The following is an 18,278-nucleotide window of genomic DNA, read 5'->3' as shown; positions in this document are numbered from 1 at the left end:
AGATATAATATCACGGTTATTTTCAAAAACTCAAACAATTTAACAAAGGTCTTTAATAACTACTATGATCAAAAAACTTCATACATACTTGCTAGTGAGCTTGGGAACCATATGCTTCTCAACCCAGGCTTATGCTGCACGTATTATGGAGAAAAATCTGACTAAAGAAGATTGGCAATGTAAGGTCATAGATGGGAAATGGAGCTGTGAAAGACCAGAAAAACCCAAAAATGTATTTGATAAGAAGTTAAAAACACCGGAAAGAGAAAAAGCTCTAGCTGATGACTTGGGCTGGGTCAAAGATGTTTCAACATTTGTCGGTGGCTATTATAATAATGATAGCCAATTCACTAAAGCATTATGTGAATCAAAGAAAACAGACTTAAGCTACCAAAATGGTGAGTATGACACTGATGGAACATTTGTTGCATCAGGTAACGTCGAAGTACTGCAATGTGACCAAGAGTTATACGGTGATAATGCTATAGTTGACTTCAACACGGACAAAAGTTCAATCAGATCTCTTGTGATGACTGGAGACGTAATATCTAGACAGCCTTCTACAGGTATTGTTTTAAGAACAAAAGAGTTTGATAGTAACTTAAATGATAATACCTATAGTACAGGAAACATTTATTTTAGAATGCCTAGTCAAACACCTAACACTCGTATATATGATAAAGATCATTATTCTGGGTATCTAAGAGGTTATGCAAACAGTATGAAAAAAGAAGATGCTGATAACCTTATATTTAATGACGCATACATAACTTCTGGTGGTCCATATGACAATGACTGGAAAATCAGTGGTGAAAATATAGATATCGATACAAAAGAAGAAATGGCATATGTAAAAAATGGATTTTTCAAAATAAAAGATATTCCTGTGCTTTATATACCTTATTTATCACACCCTATAAATGATAAGCGAAGATCTGGTTTCTTAATGCCTCAATATGCTAACACAGAAGGTGCTGGCTTTGGTGTGACATTACCATACTACTTTAACTTAGCACCTAACTATGACCTACTACTTAGTACAACTATTTGGTCTAAGTCTGGTATTATGGAAAGTGCTAATTTTAGATATATGACAGACTATTTCGAAGGTGAATTTGATGGTTCTATATTGCCTATTGATTTTCAACAAGGCAAAATGAGAGGTGCTTTTTCTTATACTAACACTGGCAACTTTAAAAATGGTATAACTACCAACTTGCGCTATGATTATGTAAGCGATAAAGACTTTTATGATGACTTCTCAGTTGGAGATGTTAACCTTGTTACTAAAACGCTACTAGATAGACAATTTGATGTAAACTATGGTAATTCAAACATAGACTCTAGTTTAACTTTACTTGATTACGGTGTTGTAAACCCCGACCTTAACCTTGCAAACAGACCTTATGCAAAACTTCCTGAATTCAAATTTGACGCTAATGCTGATGGTTATACATCTGACTCATTAAGCCTAAGCATTGAAACGCTAAATACATATTTCTATAAGGAAGCTAGCATAATAGATAATAACCCTGATGTAGTCCCTAAAGTTGGTACAAATATCAATGGCTTCCGTAGCTATGAAGCTCCAAAAGTTCAAGGCAATTTTTCTGATACTTGGGGTTTCATAAACCCTTCTTTACAAGTGCCTGTGCGTTACTATCAACTTCAAAGTCGAAATACTGATACCATAAAATTTAACAAAGGTAATGTTACTAGTGTACTTCCAATATTTAACATCGATGCCGGTGCTTATTTTGATAGGGATTATGCTACAAAAGATGGTTCATACACGCAAACACTTGAGCCTAGATTATTCTATACTTATATCCCGTATCAAAATCAGTCAGATATACCGTTGTTTGATACTGGTCTGCAAAATGAACAATATATGCAGATGTTCCAAGTAAATAGATTTACAGGTCATGATAGAATTAACAATGCTAACCAAGTTACTTATGCTTTAGAATCAACAACTGTAAACCAGGAAGACGGATCGACAATAGTATCTGCAAAAATTGGTCAGCAACTCTTCCTCGCAGATAGAAATGTTACACTTTGTCAAGGAAATAGTGGTTGTAGCAACACTGACTTAATGGACCCGTATTCTGATAACAGCTTTTCTCCTATAATGGGTTCTTTTGAATTCCAAGTAATTAAAAACATTTACTTCTCTGCACAGGCAAACTATCGCATGCAGACTGGAAAAGTTGACTACCAGGTTTATCAATTATCATACAAAGATGATAATGAAAACATATTCAATGTTTCTTATGACAATATTGCAAACAACTGGAATGGTATGACTCAAGAGCAGATCAATGAAGGGCAACTTCCAAGACCTCAAGAAACCGTTACACTCTCAACTATACTAAACATTACTGATCATTGGGGAGTCGCGGCTCTTTGGAACTATAACTTCATACAAAATCAAACTGCTGATGTCTTTGGTGGCGTTCAGTATGATGCTAAATCATGGACCATTAGAGCATTGATACAGGCAAGTGCTTTCACTAATGCTACTCCTAACGACCCTGACGCTTTGGACCCCTTAACCACCTCATACATACTTGAGTTTGAACTAAAAGGCTTAGGTGGTGTTGGTGATACTTCAAATTTATCAAACCGCTTAAACCAAATAAACGGTTATACTTCTGGACAGTGGGGAGCAGGAACATGATAAAGAAAATAGTCATCTTTATAACTCTAACCATTGGCATAATTGGTACAAGCTATACTGATGTAACTAGTAATCTCTTTCAAAATTCTTTTGATTCATCTATTGATTCACAAAAACCAAAACCTACATCACCAAATTCAAATAAAAAAGAATTTTTAAATAAGACTGTCGCTATAGTAAACAACAAAGCTATTACTGACCTTGAACTTGAACGAGAAGTATCAAAGCTTAAAGCTAGCAATCCCAACCCTCAATTCAACCAAAATCCATTAGATATTAAAAGACAAGCCTTACAAGATTTAATTTCTCAAGATGTTCTTTTACAGCTTGCTGAACAAAACAACATTAATGTATCACAACAACAAACTGAAGCCGCTATAAAAGATATTGCAGCTAAAAATGGTGTAAGTCTCGACTCATTAAAACTAAACATCGAAGCTTCTGGAATGAGCTTTGATAAATATAAAGAAAGAATACACGACCAGCTTATGATTAGCCAACTTCAACAAAGAGCTATTTCTCAACAGGTTTATGTCTCACCAGAAGAGATAAAAAAATATATTACTAAACATAAAGCTGCTTTTGATAAAGAAATGGCTCCTATAAAAATCTATACAGCTAGAAACTTGATTATAGCACTTCCTAAATCTAAGAAAGCTAGAGATCGTAAATTCAATCTCTATAAGAAGCTTGCAACTGCTATTAACAAAGGTCTAATAGACTTTAAAGAGGTTGCTGAGCAATTCTCTCAAGCACCTAATGCTAGTAATGGTGGATTAATTAGCCGCCCAGTAACTATTGATGCAATTCCTGAAATGTATAAAGATAAAGTTAAAAATGTTCAGGTCCATGAAACTTCTCAACCTTTTGAGATTAATCACACATTGCAGATGATTTATGTTGATCATGTTGATGAACAAGCTCCATTGGTTAGTAAGAAAATAACAAGATACTTCGTGTACGGCATAGTTATAAAACTCGATGGAAGCATGAATGATGACGGTGCTAAAAATGCCTTAGATCGAGCACGTCTAGCAATTGAAAGTGGTCAAAAATTTAGCAGTATTGCAGAAAAAACAAATCAAGACTATGATCATGCAAATGGTAAGTTTGGTTGGGTTTCAACTATGGATAGTCCTCCTTCCCTGCCTATGGCAGCTTTCGCTAGACTAAAGTCTCTTAAAAAAAGGCAACTTTCAGAACCTTTCCAAGCTGATGCTAAAACATGGATGATTATCAAATATACAAAAACTAAAATTCATAACGCCGCAGATCAATTAATGGAGCAAAAAGCTTTAGAAGCAATTTACTCCGAAAAGGCTCAGGAAATATATAAAACATGGATTGCTTCAATGAAAGATGATGCATATGTTGAAATTCTAGAGCCTGATCTAAAAACACCTGATTTATACTAAACCATGCAATACACTACTAAAGCGAAAAAGTCTCTTGGCCAAAACTTCTTACAAGATGAGAATATTATTCAGAAAATCGTCAATCTTGCTAATATTAAAAAAGACGATACTGTTGTCGAAATTGGACCTGGTCTTGGAGCACTAACAAGGCATCTTCTACTTAAATCTGATAGCGTAAATGTTATTGAGTATGATAGTTCAATAATAGATACACTTTTAGATAACTGCAAACCATATGGTATTCCTAAAGTATTTAATGCAGATTTCCTAAAGTTTGATGTTAATCAGATTTCAAAAAATAAACTAAAGCTAGTTGGTAATTTACCATACAACATCTCATCACCAATCTTATTTAAGGTAATTGAGCACCAAGGCAAAATAATAGATGCTCACTTTATGCTACAAAAAGAGATGGTTGATAGAATATCATCAAAACCAAACACAAAGGTGTATGGAAGAATTTCTGTGATACTACAATACCATTTTGAATGTAGTAATATTTTAAAGGTTCCACCTGAAGTTTTTCATCCTCAACCTAAAGTCGACTCCGCAATTCTAAGACTAAAACCTAGAACAGACAAACCAATACTCAAAAATCATGTGTTTTTTGAAAAAATTGTCAAACAAAGCTTTGCACAAAGGCGTAAAACTCTGCATAATAATTTAAAGGATATATTTAAAGAACTTAATATTGATATCGAAAAACTGCCTGTAGATACAAGACTAAGAGCAGAAAATTTAAGTGTCGATGATTTTGTTGCTTTAGCAAATTTTTTAACTTAGAGGATTTAAATGGCTACTTATGTTATTGGTGATGTACAAGGCTGCTTTGATGAATTAAAACAATTACTAAAAAAAATAGATTTTTGCAAAACAAAAGATAAACTTATTTTTGCAGGAGATATAATAAATAAAGGTCCAGAATCTTTAAAAACCATAAACTTTATAATGTCTTTAGGAGATTCAGCAAGGCTAGTACTCGGCAATCATGAAATCTTATTTTTAGGAATTAGCTATAACTATCTTCCAAACAGCAGTAAAAACACCTTTAATAATATCTTAGAAGCATCAAACTTAAAACAAATTCAAGATTGGCTCTGTAATCAAAATTTACTAATTAAAGAACAAGACTGCTTTATTACTCATGCTGGAATCCCTCATATATGGTCACCAAAAAAAGCGATTAAAAGAGCTAATGAAATTGAGTTTGTATTGCGAAACGACACCACAAGAAGGCTTCTACTAGCTAATCTTTTTAACGAAGAATCCATAACATGGAATAAAGAGCTTGAAGGTATAGAAAGATGGCTATGTATTTTGAATTATTTCACAAGGATGAGAACTATTGATAAAAATGGAAAGTTAAACATCAAATATAGTTCAAATTTAGAAAATTTACCTGAAAATTATAAACCATGGTTTGCTAAAAAGCATAAAAAATTAAAACCTGGACAAAAATTAATCTTTGGGCATTGGGCTGCTATCAAAGGTGAAACGAATAACGATTATTCAATTGCCTTAGATACCGGATGTGTGTTTGGTGGAAAACTAAGCTGCTACTGTATTGATAACGATAAAATTTACAAAGTTACAGCAAATAAAAGCTATAGGAATATTTAATATGGATATCTTAATTATAAATGGACCAAACCTAAACCTACTAGGCAAAAGAGAGCCTAAAACTTATGGGAGTATTTCACTAGCAGACATTAAATCATCGATGCAAAACTCATGTAAAGATGCTGACTGCTCCTTAGATTTTTTCCAAAGTAATCATGAAGGTGAAATTATTGATAAAATCCAACAAACAAGCGCTAAATTTATCATTATTAATCCAGCTGCATACACACATACAAGTATAGCGATCCGAGATGCTTTTTTAGCGATAAACAAGCCTTTTATTGAAATACATCTTTCAAATATATATAATAGAGAAGAATTTAGGACAAGATCTCTTCTGTCAGATATCGCTTATGGTGGTATATATGGTTTTGGGGCCAATAGCTATAAGCTTGCCTTGATAGAAGCAATAAACTACATAAAACAAAATACTTAGTAAAGGAGTATATAACAAAATGGATTTATTAAAAGCAATCGATAGAGTAGCAGAAATACTTAACTCAAGCGATATCAAAGAGATCAGAGTTAAAGATGGTGGCTCAAGTATTTTTATGACAAAAAATAATACTGCTAGCGTAATTTCAGCACCTGTAGCTAGTGCTGCACCTATAGCTAGTGCCGCACCTGTGGCAAGCTCAAGCGAAACTACAACTAGTCCTTCAGTAGCTTCACCTAAAGAAGAAGTTGTAGATGGTGAAGAAATCAAATCTCCAATGGTTGGTACTTTTTATGGTGCCTCATCTCCAGATGCTGCCCCTTATGTAAAAGCAGGTCAAGAAGTGAAAAAAGGCGATACTCTTTGCATTATCGAAGCTATGAAAATAATGAATAAAATTGAAGCTGATAAAGCTGGAAAAATAGTTAAGATATTAGCTAAAGACGGTGATCCAGTACAGTTTGATCAACCTCTATTTATTGTTGAATAAACTTTATAATATTATTCACAATTTAACAATCAAGTATAAACTTTTATTTATAAGGTAATATAACATGATTAAAAAAGTACTAATCGCCAATAGAGGTGAAATTGCTCTTAGAATTTTAAGAGCATGTAGAGAATTAGGTATCAAAACTGTAGCTGTTTACTCAACTGCTGATGCTGACCTTATGCATGTAAAACTAGCTGATGAAGCTGTTTGTATTGGACCTGCTGCTCCAAACCTAAGCTATTTAAACATCCAAAGTATTATCACAGCTGCTGAAATCACTAATGCTGATGCTGTTCACCCTGGATATGGCTTCTTATCAGAAAATGCTGGTTTCGCTAAAGCTGTGGAAGAAAGCGGCTTTATATTTATTGGCCCCCGTGCAGAAAGCATCGAAGTAATGGGCGATAAAGTAGAAGCTATCAGATACATGAAAAAAGCTAATGTACCATGTGTACCTGGCTCTGATGGACCATTAGGAAGTGATGATAAGACTAACTTAGAGATTGCTGACAAAATCGGTTATCCAGTAATCATTAAGGCTGCTGGTGGTGGTGGTGGTCGTGGTATGAGTATCGTTCGCAAAAAAGAAGACTTAGTCAGCTCAATCTCTTTAACTAAGAGTGAAGCTAGAATAGCTTTCAATAACGATGTAGTTTATATGGAGAAATTCTTAGAAAACCCTCGTCATATTGAAATTCAAGTTTTTGGTGATGGTGAAGGTAATGCCGTACATTTATTTGAAAGAGATTGTTCAACTCAAAGAAGACATCAAAAAGTAATTGAGGAAGCTCCTGCAATTGGTTTATCTGAAAAGCAAAGAAAAGACATCGGTGCTAGATGTGTAGATGCGTGTAAAATTTTAAAATACCGTGGTGCTGGTACTTTTGAATTCTTATTTGAAAATGGTGAGTTTTATTTCATTGAAATGAATACTAGAATCCAGGTAGAACATCCAGTAACTGAATCTATCACTTCTACTGACTTAATTAAAGAACAGTTAAAGGTAGCAGCTGGTCAAGGTCTAACTTGGAAGCAAGAAGAGATCAAAATAGTAGGTCATGCGATAGAGTGTCGTATAAATGCTGAAGATCCTGAGAAAATGATTCCATGTGCCGGTAAGATAGATGTATATCACCCTCCAGGTGGCCCTAGAGTACGTGTAGACTCTCATATCTACTCTGGCTACTCTGTGCCACCAAATTATGACTCTATGATTGCTAAAGTAATCGTAAGAGCTCACGATAGAAATACAGCACTGAAGAAAATGCGTGCTGCTCTTGAAGAAATGGTTATTAACGGCATCAAAACCAATATACCTCTTCACCAAGAGATCATTAATGACGAAAGATTCATCGAAGGTGGAACTAACATTCATTTCTTAGAAAAAATGCTTGAAGAGAAAAAATCTAAGTAATCACGCAAATCTCTTCATTTTAATTTCTTTCTTTTTCTTATATAATTCTCTTTAAGTTTAAAATAACAATTTTTCACATGTTTAATTTCCAATCGTATATTAAAAGTATTAGAGAGTCTAAAGATCTTGAGCAAAATACTGTAGCTAATGCTACAAACCTCTCAATTGAAACAATAAAACTAATAGAAGACGCCGATAGTAAGTCTCTACTTGAAACATCAAGTACCTTACTAAAGAATCAAATTAGAAGGTACTGTGAATATTTAGAGGTCAAAGAAAATAAAATTATTTCTATTTTAAATAAACTAGACATTTTATATTATAAAAAATCTAGTTATGGAAAACTAAAGGTTTTTGATTACTTCAACCGTCTGGCAATATTGGTCTTGATAGTAGCTATTGGTGTATTAGGGTACCAACATATTGAAAAAAATATTTTTTCTGCTTCCAGTATTTCTAATCCTCAAAACTCAAAGACATCAATCATATACACTCCCGTAAACTATGATATAGACGATTTAAATAATCAAAGTAACTCCTCAGTGAATAGTAGTGATGTCGCACAAAAAACAGCAAAATCTAATACAGCTGACAGCACTTCTGGCACAACATCAAAGGCAACAAGTACAACCGTAGCTCATCCACCTATGACAGCTAATATGAATAATATTGTAATTGATGATCCAGATTCAAAATCTGTTGATTTTAACTCTTAAAACCTAACTGATATCTATAGGGGCTTAATTATGAATGCATTGAATGATATTTTATTAAGAGTACAAAATCTCCACCCTTTCCAAATCATACTAATAGATTTATTAATATGTTTAATGCTAGGACTCATTATATATATAATTGGTCATATATTTACAGCAAAACATAAAAACACTATCAAGTTTTGCTTCATAAAATCATTCAAGCTTACACTTTATCTTATTATTACAGTATATTTTATAAAGACATGTATTGATTTATTTGTAATAGTTCAACTACCAAACTATAAAGAAATAGTTATCAGCTATACAGACAAAATTTTTGATTTTTGCGTTTATATTGCAATTATAATCAGCTTATTTAGATTTATTAAAAAAAGCAAAATGATGCTTATAGAAAAAAAGAAACAAGAAACCGTAGGTGGTTATGAAGACTATCGAGATATAAATGCCGTATTTAAAGCTTTAGAGTTAACAGGAATATGTTTATCTGTTATTTTAATATTAGCAGCATTAAGAGTCCCTCCTACAGCATTAGGAGCATTTAGTGGTGTTGCCATAGCTGGATTAACTTTGTCACAAAGCACTATATTAACTAACTTCTTTGGTGGCCTATTTGTTATCTTCAATCGGAAATATTCCGAGGGAGATATGGTAGCTTCAGATATAAATTCATCGATAAAATTTCAAGGAAAAATTAAAAAAATTGGTACTCTTACTACACAAATAGACAGCTATGAAACGGCCCCCATGCATATTCCAAACTCAGTTTTCTTAAATACTTGTATAACCAACTTTGCAAGAAGAACTCACAGAAGGATTTTGCAAAACATTACTGTTGATTATAAGCATTTAGATGACATATCTATGATTAAAGAAGAGATTTATAAAATTCTTAAGTCCCACCCAAAACTTGATCCAAACATGAAAACTCTAGTATCTCTATGCCCCTCAGGCACTGTAATTGGAAACCGTACAGAAGGATCTTTTGGCGATAGAGGAGTCAATATCCAAATTTATGCTATGACTGCGTATGTACTTAATGCTGACTTTAGAGAAATACAGGATGATATTTTTATACAAATTGCTCAATCCTTAAATGTAAAAAACATAAGTTTCGCAATCAACCCAACAACCTTGATAAAAGAATTATAGACATAAGTTAAGCATACTGAGCTATAACCACTTTTTTAACCCTTTGTCTAATTTCTTTGATATCTGTTTTTACAGACTTACATAAATTATAAGTAGAATCAAGTTTCTGCTTTGTTGAATTATTTAGCTGTACACTACTTAAATTTGCGCCACTTGAAAGCTCTATAGCTGTTAGTATTGATGGTTGATCTAAACTTATAGGTTCTTGAATGATTTTAACAACCTGGTGAGCAAATGATTTAATCATATCATCAGATGATTCAAACTCATTATTATAATTAAGATAAGTTGCCATATCATATGCAATAGACATCCGTGACTTCTCTTCGAGTTGAACATAGGCTAGCTCATACTCAACATTATGGTTATTAATTTGCTCAGTTTTATCAAAACTTAAAGAGTGCCACTGCTTTAACAATAAGTCTAACCGCTTTAAAAGTGTATTTATTATGCGAAGGTTTTGATGAAAGCGATATCTAGACAGTTGAAATTGTTTTTTAACAGATCTATCTAAAGACCTAACTCCTATCTCTTTTAATGACTCATCTAAAAGATTTAGGTTATAAGATATATCCTCACTTATATTAAGTACTTCACACAACTCTAGATTTGGTAACATCTCAGACACAGTTAAAAATAATTGTTTATGAACTCCTTGTATATGATTGTATTTTTGAATGATTTTATCTCTTAAACTCTCTATTGATTTAAACAAATAGTCTTTCTTAACATCATCAAACTTTGAAATAGCCTTATAATAATAGATTTTCCTACCAGATAATAGTTCAATAAAAAATGCTATTGCATGGTATGCATCATCTAAATCAAAAAGCCCATGTTGACCTGAACTATTATAAATTTTACTTAAGAAGCCAACCTTTCTCTCAACACCTTTTTTAATACTAGCATAATCACCCTTCAATGCTTCTAGAAATTTCATTTTCAAAATATCTGGAATGTCAGTCTTTGTATCTATCTTTTTATAATATTTGATTAGTTTATGACGGTTTGCCTGACTATCAATTGGAAAACCATTTTCTTTATGCAAATGAATTATTTGAACAAACTCAGCAATTTTTGTATCAAAATGTAAATCAAAGGCATAAAAAATTTCTTTACTTGTTGGGTGCGACTTACAAAGAATATCATAAGCAATTTTATTGTTTTTAACATCATCAGTAAGATTTGCAAGATTAAGCCTCTTTGATAAAAAAAGATTGTTATAAGACTCATCTATAACAGTTAAAAACTTTTCCTGAATAGCCTCTTTTTTTCTATACTGTATAGAGTCAAATACTAATTTACTAACAAAACCTACAAGACCTACAAAAAATACATAAAATGAAAAATATAAAACTGTCTCTATTGGTACTCTAACTCCATGACTCAAATAATAACCCAGTGAAATAGCAATAATTGTTACTGGACCTGCTGCCCAGAAAATCGAAAATACAGTAGCCTTGATATCAGCTCGATGAATTGATGAAACAAGCTCATTAAGATATGAGTTATTAAGTGAATTTCTGCTCGTTAGTTTTCTTTTTATTTCTCTGATTTTTTGTAGCATTATCAGATTTTTTTATATTCAATATCTAAATTGTAACAGAGCAACGATTGCAGTTATAGCATGTATCAATATTTATTTTAGAATATATTTTCTTAGTTGAAGAATTCTATAAAAAGCTAAGCTTAATTGAGACTATTTTATTCTCATGAATATCTAATATTTCTAATAAAGTATTATCAAATCTAATGCAACAATTACCAGATGGTAAATTTTCAATCTCTTCAATTATTAAGCCAGAAAGTGTTTTTGCATCCTCACTTTTAAATTGTATACCAATGTGTCTATTAATCTCTCTAAGAGTCGCACTTCCTCCAACAAGATAACTCGTACCATCTAATTTTCTAATATTATTATGAATGTCAAACCTATCTGAAAACTCTCCAACAATTTCTTCCATAATATCTTCTATAGTAATTACACCATTTACATCACCATATTCATCTACAACTATAGCAAAGCGCTTACTCTTCTTCTGAAAATTTATCAGTTGTGTTTGTAAAGATACTGTTTCAGGAATAAAGTAAGCTTGACTAACTAATCTACGAAGCTTACCTTTAGTAATAGATTTCGATGAAATCAGAAGGTTGTTTATTTGCTTTATATTCACCGTGCCTACAACATTATTTATACTACCATCACACACAACTAAATTAATAGATTTTGTCTTTGATATTCTAGATAGAATCTTATCTGTTGGATTACTTAAATCAATATATTCTATATTATTAAAATGTGTCATCACTTCTTGAACAGTTATCTTATCTAGCTCTAATACACCCAACAACATATTCTTATTCTTAGCACCAAGTTTTGAATTAGATTCATGTACTACTGTATGTATCTCTTCCTTATTTAAAGATTCATTATTTACCGTTTCTATCTTAATACCAAATATTTTTAGAGTAAGAGTTGATATAGTATTCAGTATAATTGTTACTGGATATAGTACTAACATTATAAACTTTAATGGTAATGAAAAGGGAAATGCCAGCCTTTGAGGATATACTGCAGCAAATGACTTAGGTATAATCTCACCAAATATAAGTACAAGCATTGTTACCACTATCGTAGATATTAAAAGCCCGACATCTCCAAAATGATCTTCTGAATATGAAGATATAACTGTTCCTGCAAATATATTTGCAAACGTATTTCCTATTAGTATCGTTATAAGTAACTTTTCAGGTTTAGACACCAAAGATAAGCTTCTCTTTGCTGCTTTGTCGTTATTTTTTGCAAGATGCTTTAATTTATACTTATTTAAAGCCATCATAGCTGTTTCTGAGCTTGAGAAAAATGCAGATGCACTGATTAATACAGTTATAACTATAATTACGGTATATGTACCCATAACACTCTGTTTGATTATTTATATGAAAATAATTTTAGCACAAGAACTTGTACTAATAATAGAATATAGATAGATTTAAAAAATATAAAGGATTTATACTCTCATAAAGTCAGCATGAACTAACTTAACTTTGTATGGGTGTCTTTGAAGAGCTTTAATAATTACTTTTTCTTCTGAACCATCCACATCTAAAGTGATTTCACTTGAGAAAAACGCTTTATCTTCTGTAGCGTGTAATAATTTATCATGCTCAATTACTAGAGATACAGCTTCTTTGTTACCACCATAAATAATAGCTGGAATACTTCCAGTTTTTCTTAAGCGGCGGCTCGCACCAGTACCTAAGTCATCTCTTTTTTGCGCTTTCAATTTAAAATTTGACATTGTTATTTCCTTGTTTTATTTAAACATTTATTGTTACGTAATCTATGCGACCCTAGATTAACTAAGCTATTGTAGTAAATAAACTACTAAAACTCAAGGTAGAAATTAATTACTTGTAAGTACTAATCAACCAAACCATCAGTACGGAAGATGTCACTAACAGATTCTTCACCGTTAGTTTTCTCAATAATTTGAGCTAAAAGTGGAGCTAAAGATATAATTTTTATCTTGCTACATTTTTTTGCATTTTCTTTAAGAGCTATAGAATCAGTAACTATAAGCTCATCAATCGCAGAATTTTCAATATTTTCAATAGCATCACCTGAAAGTAAAGGGTGTACACAAAAAGCTGAGATTTTAGTTGCTCCTCCTTTTTCGAGAAGAGCTTTGGCTGCTTGACACATAGTTCCACCAGTGTCCATAATATCATCAACTAAAATACAATGCTTACCTTCAACATCACCTATAATATTCATAACTTCCGCAACATTTGGCTTTGGTCTTCTTTTATCAACCACAGCAATTTCTACACCTAAATTTTTAGCAACAGATCTTGCTCTAACTACACCACCCATATCTGGAGACACAATCTTAATATTCTCAAATTTTGATGGATTTTTACGTACATGCTCAAGGAATATCTTAGTTGCAAAAGCATTATCAAAAGGTATATCAAAGAATCCTTGTATTTGCTCAGCATGAATATCAACAGATAATATTCTATCTAATCCGACAGCTTGAAGTAAATTAGCTATCACTTTAGCTGAAATAGGTACTCTTGCAGATTTTGAGCGTCTATCTTGTCTAGCATAACCAAAATATGGTAACACCGCTGTAACTCTTTCAGCTGATGATCTTTTTAATGCATCAATTAAAAGAACTAACTCCATAAGATTATCTGAAGGAGGACAAGTAGTCTGTATCACAAACACATCTTTTCCTCTGACATTTTCATTTAGTACCACCTGAATTTCACCATCTTTAAATTTATCGACAGTTGCATTGCCAAGTGTTGCTCCCAACTCTTTTGCCACTTCACATGCCAATTCTTTAGAAGCATTACCACTAAAAATCATCAAATCTTCAGACATCACAAACCTTTTGTTAGTTAAAATAATTACACTAATGATTTTAATACTTTTTTGGAATTATAAAAAGCAAAAACTGTAATTTTTATTAAATAAAAATATAATGGAAAAAATAATACACCTATCACTCATTTATTATTAAAATCTCTAATCACTTCTTAAATTGCCTGTTCAAAAAGCTTCTACCAATTAAAGGCAATAATGCCAATAAACCAAGCAAGCCTAATGCTAAAACAAACTTATAATCAATAAAGTTAGTAATTTCACGAGATAAAGATTTTCCTAAATGAGTACCTAGCCACACATATACAAATGTAACTGGAATAATCCCAACTAAAGTTGTAAGGAAAAACACTCTACTTTTAATCTGCAAGATTCCAGCTAGTATGTTTGGAATAAAAAAAGGTAGTGGTAATAATCTTGATGCTAATAAAGTACTCACAGGATGGTTTTGAACTAAGATTTTGAATTTTGAATAATAATTTACCTTACCACTATCAACAGATCTTCCCCAACCGTATTTAACACATAAAAATACTAGCATTGCACCAGTTGTTGCTGAAAATAATGCCGATATAAACCCTATCCACAAACCAAATATCAAGCCGCCTATTATCTTAAGAAAAGGCTTTATTGGTATAGAAAAAAATACAGCACTTATATATAAAAATATATAGATAAATAAAGCTTTAATATAATTTAGCTTCGAGTAGTCTACCATTTTATAATAAATATGCTGAATCTCATTTAAGTTAAAATATTTGAAACCATCTAATATAAAAAATAATATAAGCCCAAGACAAAAAAAGACTACTAAAAGTAGTCTTTTCATAAATAATAGATAGTGAGATTTCACTGTTAGATTTTCTTTAAGAAATATTCTTTAAACTAATGCTTCTTTTGCTTTTGCAACAACTGCACCAAATGCATCTTTGTTGTATACAGCTAATTCTGCTAATGCTTTACGATCTAGTTCTACACCAGCTTTGTTAAGACCATTAATTAATTGGCTATAGCTAATGTCATGTTGTCTAGCTGCAGCATTAATACGAACAATCCATAAAGATCTAAATGTTCTTTTCTTATTTTTGCGATCTCTGTAAGCATATTGACCTGCTTTAATTACCGCTTGTTTAGCTACTCTATATACCCTTGAACGAGCACCATAATAACCTTTTGCTTGTTTTAAGACTTTCTTATGTCTTGCGCGCGCCGTAACGCCTCTTTTTACTCTTGACATGGTTTATTTCTCCACTTTAAAAATTTGTTAATCTATGCGTAAGGCATTTGTTGATTTAGACTAGCTGTATCAACTTTCGCTACTTGATTCATACCTCTTAAATGACGCTTTCTTTTAGTTGTCATTTTAGTGTTGATATGAGCACGATTTGCACAACGATGTTTAAAACCACCCTTGCCCGTCTTTTTAAAGCGCTTTAAAGCACCACTCTTAGATTTTAACTTTGGCATTTTTCAAATACTCCGCATTTGTTGCTGTTATTGTTGTTATTTTTTCTTTGGTCCTAGAACCATTATCATCTGACGACCTTCCATCTTAGGTTGGTGTTCCACCACTCCGTGCTCTAGTGCATCAGCTGCCATACGCTTAAGCATTTCCATACCTAATTCTTTATGTGACATCTCTCTGCCTCTAAACCTTAGAGTAACTTTTACTTTATCGCCGTTATTTAGGAATTTTATCAGGTTGCGTAGTTTTACCTGGTAATCCCCGACATCAGTCACAGGTCTAAGCTTTACTTCTTTGACCTGTGTCTTCTTTTGGTTCTTTTTAGCTTGTGCTTTTTTCTTACCTAAATCAAATAAGTATTTACCATAGTCCATCAAACGACAAACTGGTGGCTTAGCATTTGCTACCATTTCAACCAAATCAACGCCAGCTTTTTCTGCTAACGCTAATGCTTCGTTAAGAGAAACAATACCTAATTGCTCCCCTTCAATTCCAACTAGACGCACTTCTTTTGCTCTTATTTGATCATTAATTAGTGCTTTCTTTTCTGCTTTAATAACTATATTCCTCCTGAGAAATTTGCTATTCTTTACTTTTAATTTCTTTATCTAAGAACTCACAAAACTCCTCTACAGTCATTTGACCTAGAGTTTCGCCATTATGTTTTCTTACAGATATAATCTGTTGCTCCTCTTCATTTTTACCAAGAATTACAAAATATGGTACACGCGAAAGAGTATGCTCTCGTATTTTAAACCCTATCTTCTCATTTCTCAAGTCTAAATTAGCTCTTATGCCACTTTTCTCAAGTGTTTGATGCACTTTCTTACAATAATCATCTTGATAATTGCTAATACCAGCCACAACAACTTGCACAGGTGCCAGCCATAACGGTAGATTTCCAGCATAATGCTCGATAAGCATTCCAATAAATCTCTCTAGTGACCCAACTATAGCACGATGTAACATCACAGGAACTTGTTTGTCACCATTTTTATCAATATAAGTAGCTCCTAATCTCTCAGGCATAGAGAAATCTAGCTGTATCGTGCCACACTGCCAGCTTCTGCCGATAGCATCTTTTAGATGAAACTCAATCTTAGGGCCATAAAAAGCACCTTCACCTGGTAAAAGATCGTACTCAACATTATTTGCCTCTAAAGCATTTTTAAGCATTTGTTCAGACTTATCCCAAACATCGTCTTCACCAATTCTTTGCTCAGGTCGTAAAGCTATCTTTACAGAGAAATCATTAAAGCCAAAATCACTGTAGACTTCAAAGCACTGCTTAACCATCATAATAACTTCTTCTTCAACCTGATCAGAAGTACAAAACACATGTCCATCATCTTGAGTAAAGCTTCTAACACGTAAAAGTCCATGTAACGAACCAGACGGCTCATTTCTATGTACTATACCAAATTCTGCCATTCTAACAGGTAGATCTCTATAGCTATGTAGTTTAGTGTTATAAACCTGCACGCAAGTTGGGCAATTCATTGGACGAATTGCAAAATCTCTATTTTCTGATTTAGTTGCAAACATATTATCTGCATACTTATCAGCATGACCAGACTTTTCCCACATTGAAAAATCTGCAATTAGTGGCGTTCTTATTTCACTACAACCATACTTGTTGTTTGAAGCACGCATATAGTCTTCAACTTCTCGCCAAATTCTAGTACCGTTATCATGCCAAAATGGTATCCCTGGAGAGTCTTCCTGGAAATGAAATAAATCCAAAACCTTACCAATCTTACGATGATCACGTTTTTCAGCTTCTTCAAGCATAGTTAGGTAATTTTCAAGATCTTCTTTCGTAGCCCAACAAGTACCATATATTCTAGTAAGCATTTCATTATCTGAATTACCACGCCAATATGCACCAGCCAACTTAGTAAGCTTAAATGCTTTTAATACCGCAGTACTAGGAATATGCGGACCTCTACATAAATCTGAGAAATTATCTTGTGTGTATATCTTTACATTCTCATCTGGAATGCTAGCGATTATCTCAACCTTGTAGTTTTCACCTTGAGCTTTAAATATTTCGATAGCTTTTTCTTTCGATACAGTTTCATAGCTTACAGGCGAGCCCTTTTTAGCTAATTGCTTCATCTTTTTTTCTATAGTTGTAAGATCTGCTTCACCAATTGGTTTTTTAAATGAAAAATCATAAAAGAAGCCATTATCAATAACAGGGCCTATAGTCACTTCCGTACTAGGATAAAGCTCTTTTACTGCATGAGCTAATAAATGCGCACATGAGTGACGAAGTATCTCTAGTCCCTCTTCATCTTTTGTAGTAATTAGCTTTAAAGTACTATCAGTTATAATTGCATCTTTTGCATCACAAAGCTTATCATCAATATAAGCAGCAACTGTAACTTTTGCTAATCCTGGTGAGATTGATTTTGCTATTTGCAGTGAATTAACACCACTATCAAACTCTTTCATAGAACCATCTGGAAATGTAATTTTTATCATAAGCTTA

18 protein-coding genes are annotated in these 18,278 nt (G+C 32.7%); 9 read left to right on the top strand and 9 right to left on the bottom strand.

Going from position 1 to position 18,278, the window contains the following annotated elements; translation table 11 throughout:
• Positions 1-64: 64 nt before the first annotated feature.
• The 9 genes from FLM55_RS08755 to FLM55_RS08715 all read left to right on the top strand — a co-directional run bounded on the left by FLM55_RS08755 (position 65) and on the right by FLM55_RS08715 (position 9,926).
• A complete protein-coding gene (locus tag FLM55_RS08755; protein ID WP_178948906.1) occupies positions 65-2,680 on the top strand; it encodes an LPS-assembly protein LptD in 2,616 nt (871 codons plus the stop codon).
• Positions 2,677-4,095, top strand: coding sequence for a SurA N-terminal domain-containing protein (locus tag FLM55_RS08750; protein ID WP_178948905.1), 1,419 nt, complete (start codon positions 2,677-2,679; stop codon positions 4,093-4,095). Before FLM55_RS08755 ends, FLM55_RS08750 begins: the two co-directional genes overlap by 4 nt.
• A gap of 3 nt (positions 4,096-4,098) precedes the next feature.
• Positions 4,099-4,878: a 16S rRNA (adenine(1518)-N(6)/adenine(1519)-N(6))-dimethyltransferase RsmA gene (gene rsmA, locus FLM55_RS08745; RefSeq protein ID WP_178948904.1), complete on the top strand. Its 780-nt coding sequence runs from the start codon at positions 4,099-4,101 to the stop codon at positions 4,876-4,878.
• A gap of 9 nt (positions 4,879-4,887) precedes the next feature.
• Positions 4,888-5,715, top strand: coding sequence for a symmetrical bis(5'-nucleosyl)-tetraphosphatase (locus FLM55_RS08740; protein ID WP_178948903.1), 828 nt, complete (start codon positions 4,888-4,890; stop codon positions 5,713-5,715).
• A gap of 1 nt (position 5,716) precedes the next feature.
• Positions 5,717-6,151 carry a type II 3-dehydroquinate dehydratase gene (gene aroQ, locus FLM55_RS08735; protein WP_112870301.1) on the top strand — a complete coding sequence of 145 codons (435 nt, stop codon included), beginning with the start codon at positions 5,717-5,719 and terminating at the stop codon, positions 6,149-6,151.
• A gap of 19 nt (positions 6,152-6,170) precedes the next feature.
• Positions 6,171-6,641, top strand: coding sequence for an acetyl-CoA carboxylase biotin carboxyl carrier protein (gene accB / locus FLM55_RS08730; RefSeq protein WP_112870302.1), 471 nt, complete (start codon positions 6,171-6,173; stop codon positions 6,639-6,641).
• Positions 6,642-6,705: 64 nt separating this feature from the next.
• Positions 6,706-8,058 carry an acetyl-CoA carboxylase biotin carboxylase subunit gene (accC, locus tag FLM55_RS08725; protein WP_178948902.1) on the top strand — a complete coding sequence of 451 codons (1,353 nt, stop codon included), beginning with the start codon at positions 6,706-6,708 and terminating at the stop codon, positions 8,056-8,058.
• A gap of 77 nt (positions 8,059-8,135) precedes the next feature.
• Entirely contained in the window at positions 8,136-8,774 is a 639-nt protein-coding gene (locus FLM55_RS08720; RefSeq protein ID WP_178948901.1) for a RodZ family helix-turn-helix domain-containing protein, read from the top strand.
• A gap of 30 nt (positions 8,775-8,804) precedes the next feature.
• Entirely contained in the window at positions 8,805-9,926 is a 1,122-nt protein-coding gene (locus FLM55_RS08715) for a mechanosensitive ion channel family protein (protein WP_178948900.1), read from the top strand.
• A 7-nt stretch (positions 9,927-9,933) separates the two neighbouring features.
• Here the strand turns inward: FLM55_RS08715 and FLM55_RS08710 are convergent, their stop codons facing one another.
• The 9 genes from FLM55_RS08710 to thrS all read right to left on the bottom strand — a co-directional run bounded on the left by FLM55_RS08710 (position 9,934) and on the right by thrS (position 18,271).
• On the bottom strand, positions 9,934-11,493 hold the full coding sequence (locus FLM55_RS08710) for a hypothetical protein (protein ID WP_178948899.1): 1,560 nt from the start codon (positions 11,491-11,493) through the stop codon (positions 9,934-9,936).
• Positions 11,494-11,599: 106 nt separating this feature from the next.
• Positions 11,600-12,844, bottom strand: coding sequence for an HlyC/CorC family transporter (locus tag FLM55_RS08705; protein ID WP_178948898.1), 1,245 nt, complete (start codon positions 12,842-12,844; stop codon positions 11,600-11,602).
• Between the two features lie 93 nt (positions 12,845-12,937).
• Positions 12,938-13,228 (bottom strand): 50S ribosomal protein L25, encoded by a 291-nt coding sequence (gene rplY / locus FLM55_RS08700; protein ID WP_112870308.1) that lies wholly within the window; start codon positions 13,226-13,228, stop codon positions 12,938-12,940.
• Between the two features lie 122 nt (positions 13,229-13,350).
• Positions 13,351-14,319, bottom strand: coding sequence for a ribose-phosphate pyrophosphokinase (locus tag FLM55_RS08695; protein WP_112870309.1), 969 nt, complete (start codon positions 14,317-14,319; stop codon positions 13,351-13,353).
• Positions 14,320-14,467: 148 nt separating this feature from the next.
• Positions 14,468-15,148 (bottom strand): TVP38/TMEM64 family protein, encoded by a 681-nt coding sequence (locus FLM55_RS08690; RefSeq protein ID WP_178948897.1) that lies wholly within the window; start codon positions 15,146-15,148, stop codon positions 14,468-14,470.
• Positions 15,149-15,199: 51 nt separating this feature from the next.
• Positions 15,200-15,556 (bottom strand): 50S ribosomal protein L20, encoded by a 357-nt coding sequence (gene rplT / locus FLM55_RS08685; RefSeq protein ID WP_112870311.1) that lies wholly within the window; start codon positions 15,554-15,556, stop codon positions 15,200-15,202.
• Between the two features lie 32 nt (positions 15,557-15,588).
• The gene (gene rpmI / locus FLM55_RS08680; protein ID WP_112870312.1) at positions 15,589-15,786 is read right to left on the bottom strand and encodes a 50S ribosomal protein L35; all 198 of its coding nucleotides are present in this window, start codon (positions 15,784-15,786) and stop codon (positions 15,589-15,591) included.
• A gap of 36 nt (positions 15,787-15,822) precedes the next feature.
• Positions 15,823-16,347, bottom strand: a complete 525-nt coding sequence (gene infC, locus FLM55_RS08675) for a translation initiation factor IF-3 (RefSeq protein ID WP_174208890.1) — start codon at positions 16,345-16,347, stop codon at positions 15,823-15,825.
• A 19-nt stretch (positions 16,348-16,366) separates the two neighbouring features.
• On the bottom strand, positions 16,367-18,271 hold the full coding sequence (thrS, locus tag FLM55_RS08670; protein WP_178948896.1) for a threonine--tRNA ligase: 1,905 nt from the start codon (positions 18,269-18,271) through the stop codon (positions 16,367-16,369).
• Positions 18,272-18,278 lie beyond the last annotated feature (7 nt).

Source organism: Francisella sp. Scap27 (genome assembly GCF_013394105.1).
Taxonomy (GTDB): Bacteria; Pseudomonadota; Gammaproteobacteria; order Francisellales; family Francisellaceae; genus Francisella; species Francisella adeliensis.
Note: the sequence above shows the minus strand (reverse complement) of the source record. Positions and strands in the feature narration are given on the sequence as shown.

Excerpts from the sequence above, each read along its gene's own strand:
- FLM55_RS08755 (WP_178948906.1), top strand. The coding sequence starts at position 65 with ATGATCAAAAAACTTCATACATACTTGCTAGTGAGCTTGGGAACCATA.
- FLM55_RS08750 (WP_178948905.1), top strand. The coding sequence starts at position 2,677 with ATGATAAAGAAAATAGTCATCTTTATAACTCTAACCATTGGCATAATT.
- rsmA (WP_178948904.1), top strand. The coding sequence starts at position 4,099 with ATGCAATACACTACTAAAGCGAAAAAGTCTCTTGGCCAAAACTTCTTA.
- FLM55_RS08740 (WP_178948903.1), top strand. The coding sequence starts at position 4,888 with ATGGCTACTTATGTTATTGGTGATGTACAAGGCTGCTTTGATGAATTA.
- aroQ (WP_112870301.1), top strand. The coding sequence starts at position 5,717 with ATGGATATCTTAATTATAAATGGACCAAACCTAAACCTACTAGGCAAA.
- accB (WP_112870302.1), top strand. The coding sequence starts at position 6,171 with ATGGATTTATTAAAAGCAATCGATAGAGTAGCAGAAATACTTAACTCA.
- accC (WP_178948902.1), top strand. The coding sequence starts at position 6,706 with ATGATTAAAAAAGTACTAATCGCCAATAGAGGTGAAATTGCTCTTAGA.
- FLM55_RS08720 (WP_178948901.1), top strand. The coding sequence starts at position 8,136 with ATGTTTAATTTCCAATCGTATATTAAAAGTATTAGAGAGTCTAAAGAT.
- FLM55_RS08715 (WP_178948900.1), top strand. The coding sequence starts at position 8,805 with ATGAATGCATTGAATGATATTTTATTAAGAGTACAAAATCTCCACCCT.
- FLM55_RS08710 (WP_178948899.1), bottom strand. The coding sequence starts at position 11,493 with ATGCTACAAAAAATCAGAGAAATAAAAAGAAAACTAACGAGCAGAAAT.
- FLM55_RS08705 (WP_178948898.1), bottom strand. The coding sequence starts at position 12,844 with ATGGGTACATATACCGTAATTATAGTTATAACTGTATTAATCAGTGCA.
- rplY (WP_112870308.1), bottom strand. The coding sequence starts at position 13,228 with ATGTCAAATTTTAAATTGAAAGCGCAAAAAAGAGATGACTTAGGTACT.
- FLM55_RS08695 (WP_112870309.1), bottom strand. The coding sequence starts at position 14,319 with ATGTCTGAAGATTTGATGATTTTTAGTGGTAATGCTTCTAAAGAATTG.
- FLM55_RS08690 (WP_178948897.1), bottom strand. The coding sequence starts at position 15,148 with ATGAAAAGACTACTTTTAGTAGTCTTTTTTTGTCTTGGGCTTATATTA.
- rplT (WP_112870311.1), bottom strand. The coding sequence starts at position 15,556 with ATGTCAAGAGTAAAAAGAGGCGTTACGGCGCGCGCAAGACATAAGAAA.
- rpmI (WP_112870312.1), bottom strand. The coding sequence starts at position 15,786 with ATGCCAAAGTTAAAATCTAAGAGTGGTGCTTTAAAGCGCTTTAAAAAG.
- thrS (WP_178948896.1), bottom strand. The coding sequence starts at position 18,271 with ATGATAAAAATTACATTTCCAGATGGTTCTATGAAAGAGTTTGATAGT.